The organism is Deltaproteobacteria bacterium, assembly GCA_016874735.1.
Taxonomy (GTDB): domain Bacteria; phylum Bdellovibrionota_B; class Oligoflexia; order Oligoflexales; family CAIYRB01; genus CAIYRB01.
The window spans coordinates 1-5,020 of the sequence record VGTI01000126.1; the positions used below are offsets into that span (position 1 = coordinate 1).

Below are 5,020 nucleotides of genomic sequence, written 5' to 3' on the forward strand. Positions count from 1 at the left end.
CGACAAATCCTGGGACATCGGAGCAGTGGACGCCTCGACCTGTGGTCGAGATCTTTGCACTGACGCAGGAGCCTGGAGCATCGGTGAATCGGCGCTCTGCGCAGAAGGTTGATAGGGACAAAAACTCCCGCGTCAAATTAGGTCGCACGACAGTGGACGGCGTAAGAGCAGGGTGACGCAAGACCCCGTAATTCCTGCTTGAATCTTATGTGTTTTCGGGCACTTCGACTACAGCTGAGTCTTGGGTCAAGAATTAGCCGGAATCTACCGATCCCAAGATTGGCAAATGCGACTCCCGTTACCTATAGGATCTGACCATGGGTGCTAGAGCCACGACAAACAAAGTCGAACTGATGGTGAACTACGTCGCATTCTTTAGCCGCGTCGGCGCAGTAAAGAACTTCTACGAGCTCGAGTGGCTTGGACTAACGGGTCATGACTTTTGTGGATGTTTTGATAGCGACGAATTACCGCAATTGCAACGATTCATCTCACAGAAGCCAGAATTTCATTTGGTGTCCAGCCTGGGGGTCGGTCGATTTGCCAACCGGTATTGCAAAAATGCTAGCCGATACCTGATCGCTAAGGGCGATCGAAATCCAGCGCTAGAGCTAAACTTTTTACTCGATCCGCGATGGCCCATCGATTTTGAGGACGGAATTGCTGCGGCCATAGCCGAAATTAATAAGATCAAAAATAGTGGCAAGTCCTAACGAAGCTTTGAGCCGGTCAGTTTCTCTCTTGCCGACTCTTTCCCAATGAAAAGTTGCAATTGCGTCGTAAAGACTAATGCGCGTTGAGTCTAGACCAAGGGCCGCAAGCTCACGCGACAGCAAATACTGATATAGGGCGTATGCATCGAAGTGATCATTTGGGTCGTAGTCACTGGTCAATGCAGCAAGAGTCTTGTCGTCGATATTTACCGGCTGCAGTATTGCTTTTGAAGACCTCGTAATACCTACCCGCTGAGCAAATTCAGAAGTCACCTACACCTCCGCGAAACAGAACGTGCGCACTACACTTATGACTCCAGGATGCCAGAAGCCTCCGGCTACGGCGAACGACATGGGCGGTGCTGTGTATGATGTCTTGGAACGACTTTCCGCGAGGATGCGGCATAACCAGCCAGTGCTGCGTTAACAAAAAACTCCATTCTCCTTTATTCCGCGTCTCCGTGGTCTAGCGAGACTTCAGTATTTGACCACGGAGACACGGAATGAGGGGAAGGGTCTAGGGGACGCGACAGCGGACGGGAAAATATTAGGGTTCCGCAAGGACTCGCAATTTGTGCCTGAATCTTCCGTATTTCCGGTCACTTCAGCCACACCCGGAGGTTAAGTCAAGAATTGGCCGGAAACTACCGATTACAGGATGGTAAAACCCGAGTTACGCTATCTATAGGAACCGACCATGGGTGCTAGAGCCAAGACAAACAAAGCCGAGTTAATGGTGAATTATAAAGAGTTCTTTCACCGCGTGGGTGCTGTGAAAAACTTCTACGAGCTCGAGCGGCTTGGACTCACGGGGCATGACTTCTCGGGATGTTTCGATCCAAACCTACTACCTATCTTAGAGTCGTTTATCACGAAAAACCCAACATACCACCTCGTGTCGGGTGTTGGAAATGGGCGCGTTGTCAATCGCCGATGCACAGATGCTAGGAGCTACCTAATCGCAAACGGCGACAGAGATCCGCTATTGGAACTAAACTTCCTACTTGATCCCCGGTGGCCGCTCATTTACGAAGAAGGGATGGCAGCGGCCATGGCCGAAATTAATAACATCAAAAATGGTCGCAATTCCTAGCTCCTTTTTTTGACGTTCCATCTCATCCTTGCTCATTGCTTCTCGATGAAAATACGAAATGTTCTCGTAAAGCTCAGCGCGCGGTGAGTTAACCCCAATACTGGCTAATTCGCGCGACAGTAAAAACTCGAATAGTGCATAGGCATCAAAGTGGTCGTCTGGTCCGTAGTCACCTGTCAATTCTGCAAGAGTGGTTTCGTCGACCTTTACTGGCTGACGTATCGCTTTTGAGGATCTAGTGGTTCCCACTGGCTGGATAAAATCGGACACTGCGTTCACCTCCACGACACCGAACGTACGCAACACGTTTGTGACGCAAGGATGGCAGAAGATTTCGGCAAAGGCGAACGACATGGGCGCTGCTGAGCAAGATGTCTTTGGCCGTTATTGCGATCGGACGTGGCATAACCAGCCAGTGCCGCGTTAACAAGAAATTCCATTCTCCATTATTCCGCGCCTCCGTGGTCTAAGGAGACTTCAGTATTTGACCACGGAGACACGGAATGAGGGAGAAGGGGAGGGTCTATGGGACGCGACAGCGGACGGGGAAAGAGTGGGGCTCCGCAAGGACTCGGAATTTATTCTGAAAAAACAGATTTTCAGACTAATTAACGAAGATCTCTTCCTTACGTTAAGACGTAACCAGAAACTGCCGATACCCTGAGGGTACACGCAAATTGCGATGAATATAGGATCCAAACATGGGTGCTAAGGCCAACCAAACTAAAGTCGAGTTGCTAGTGAACTATGACGAATTCTTTGTCCGCGTCGGCGCAGTAAGGAACTTCTACGAGCTCGAGTGGCTCAGACTAACGGGTCATGACTTCTGCGGAATGTTTGGCAAAGCCCAATTACCTGCTTTAAAGAATTTTGTAGCGCAACATCCCACCTACCATATCGTGTCGAGCCTCAGAAATGGCCGCTATGCCAACCGCCTATGCGCAGATGCAAACAGCTATTTAATCGCAAACGGCGACAGAGATCCATCATTAGAACTAAACTTCCTACTTGATCCGCAGTGGCCGCTCATTTACGAGGAGGGTATGGCTGCGGCTATTGCCGAACTTAATAACATCAAAAACAGTCGCGATTCCTAGAATTTTTTTTTGACGCTCCATCTCCTCATCTGTAAGCAATTCACGATGAAATGCAGAAAACCTTTGATAAAGATCAGCCCGTGGTGAATCTCTGCCAATGCGGGCTAATTCACGTGATAGTAAAAACTCGAATAGTGCATATGCATCAAAGTGGTCATTTGGACCGTAATCACTGGTCAATTCTGTAAGAGTAGTAATGGAGATACTTACTGGCTGACGTATCACCTTTGAGGACCTCGTAGTACCAATAAGCTGAGCAAATTCAGTCATCACCTTCACTCCTCGCGAACCAAAAAGGCACGCAATACACCGTGACGAAATGATGGCAGAAGCTTCCAGCAAATGCGAACGACATGGGCAATGCGGAGCGACATGTCTTTGACCGCTATTGCGATAGGACGCGGCATAACCAGCTAGTGCTGCGTTAACAAGAAATTCCATTCTCCTTCATTCCGCGCCTCCGTGGTCTAAAGAGACTTCAGTATTTGACCACGGAGACACGGAATTAAGGAGAAAAGGAGGAATTGGGTAGCACAACAGCGGACGGAGAGGGAAAAGGATGACGCAAAGACCGGTTATTCTTGCCTGAGTCTTATGTGTTTTCAGTCGCTCCCACTATTCCTGAGCATTGGGTCAAGAATTGGCCGGAATCTGCCGATCACATCATTGGCAAAGCCTACTCCCGATGCCTAGAGGGTCCAATCATGGGTGCCAGAGTGAAGGAAAACAACGTCGACTTGATTGTGAGTCTAGAGGACTTTTACCGACGAGTCGGTGCAGTGCATAACTATTATGAACTAGAGTGGCTAGGGCTCACTGGTCATGATTTCTGCGGAGTATTTGCCGGACAGCTACTACCCCTGTTACTTACGTTCTGCGATGAAAACCCCGAATATCATCTGGTCTCTAGTGTCGGTGTAGGCCACTTTGTCAATCGTCTGATGTACGATGCCGATTTTTACATGATCGCTAGAGGCGATAGAGATCCTGCTTTCGAACTAAAGTTCCTACTCGATCCGCAGTGGCCGCTCATTTACGAGGAAGGCATGGCTGCGGCTATAGCCGAAATTGATAACATCAAAAATAGTCGTAAGTTTTAGCACTTCCTTTTGGTGCTTCATCTCATGTCTGCCAAGCTTGCTCTCATGAAATATCGAAATGCGATTATAAATTGGAATACGATCTGAATTGTCGTTGTTCGCGTTGTTAGACTGCATCTCACGCGATATCAAATATTGAAACACCGCGTAGGCGTCAAAATGATCATCCGGTCCGTATGCGACCGTTAATTCAGCAAGAGTTTTATTGTCGATATCTGTGGGTTGACGTATCGCCTTTAGTGACCTTGTCGTTCCCACCTCCTGTGCAACAATCGTCGTCAATGATTCGCTCCTTACACCACTTGTGTTTAATTCAAACGATGGCGACTGGAGAATTGCAAAGTTACCCATTAAAAGCGAACGACATGGGCGATGATGCGCAAAATGTCTCTGAACGATATCCCGAGAGAATGCCGCATGACTGGCTAATGTCGCGGTTACAATGTGCTCAATTCTCCTTTATTCCGTGCCTCCGTCGTCTATCGAGATTTCAGTATTTGACCACGGAGGCACGGAATAAAGGAGAAAGGGAATGAGGGTGAACGGGAGGTTGTCATGGACGTGACTAACACCTGTGACAGATGTCAGTCACATCTCCTCACTGCGTAAAACCACCGCAAGCGCAGTCCTGCGGAGATCCTGACGCGGTGTCACACGATATGCTTTCACCCTTGTAGGCAGCGAGGCAGTTACCGACTGCGCCCCACTGCTCACCCCAGCAGAAGTCTCGGCAGCTGACGGTGCCGTTGTTACCAGGTTTAGAGAATCCGTCACCAAGACAGTTACAGGTGAGCTCGCCACCATCGACAAAGCCTGGGACCTCAGAGCAGTGTACGCCTCGACCTGTAGTCGAGATCTTAGCGCTTCACTTCGACTCAGCCCGGAACTTGATCACAACATCCAAAGGCAGCCCAGTTAATGCGGCAATCTTGGCATCAGGCAGCTTGTTTGTCTCGGGCGACGTAAGCAGTGCCTTCAGAAAAGCTAGGCTGGCATCTTCCTTGCCCTCTGCCTTGC

5 protein-coding genes are annotated in these 5,020 nt (G+C 49.2%); 4 read left to right on the plus strand and 1 reads right to left on the minus strand.

What is annotated here, in order from left to right:
• Positions 1-317 precede the first annotated feature (317 nt).
• From FJ146_19405 to FJ146_19420, 4 genes are all read left to right on the plus strand, one after another.
• Positions 318-713, plus strand: coding sequence for a hypothetical protein (locus FJ146_19405; protein ID MBM4254138.1), 396 nt, complete (start codon positions 318-320; stop codon positions 711-713).
• 697 nt (positions 714-1,410) lie between these two features.
• Entirely contained in the window at positions 1,411-1,806 is a 396-nt protein-coding gene (locus FJ146_19410; protein ID MBM4254139.1) for a hypothetical protein, read from the plus strand.
• Positions 1,807-2,507: 701 nt separating this feature from the next.
• On the plus strand, positions 2,508-2,903 hold the full coding sequence (locus FJ146_19415; GenBank protein MBM4254140.1) for a hypothetical protein: 396 nt from the start codon (positions 2,508-2,510) through the stop codon (positions 2,901-2,903).
• Between the two features lie 596 nt (positions 2,904-3,499).
• On the plus strand, positions 3,500-4,003 hold the full coding sequence (locus tag FJ146_19420; GenBank protein ID MBM4254141.1) for a hypothetical protein: 504 nt from the start codon (positions 3,500-3,502) through the stop codon (positions 4,001-4,003).
• Positions 4,004-4,591: 588 nt separating this feature from the next.
• On the opposite strand, the gene FJ146_19425 is transcribed toward FJ146_19420, so the two are convergent.
• Complete coding sequence (locus FJ146_19425; protein ID MBM4254142.1) at positions 4,592-4,813, minus strand: hypothetical protein; 222 nt, start codon at positions 4,811-4,813, stop codon at positions 4,592-4,594.
• Positions 4,814-5,020: the final 207 nt, after the last annotated feature.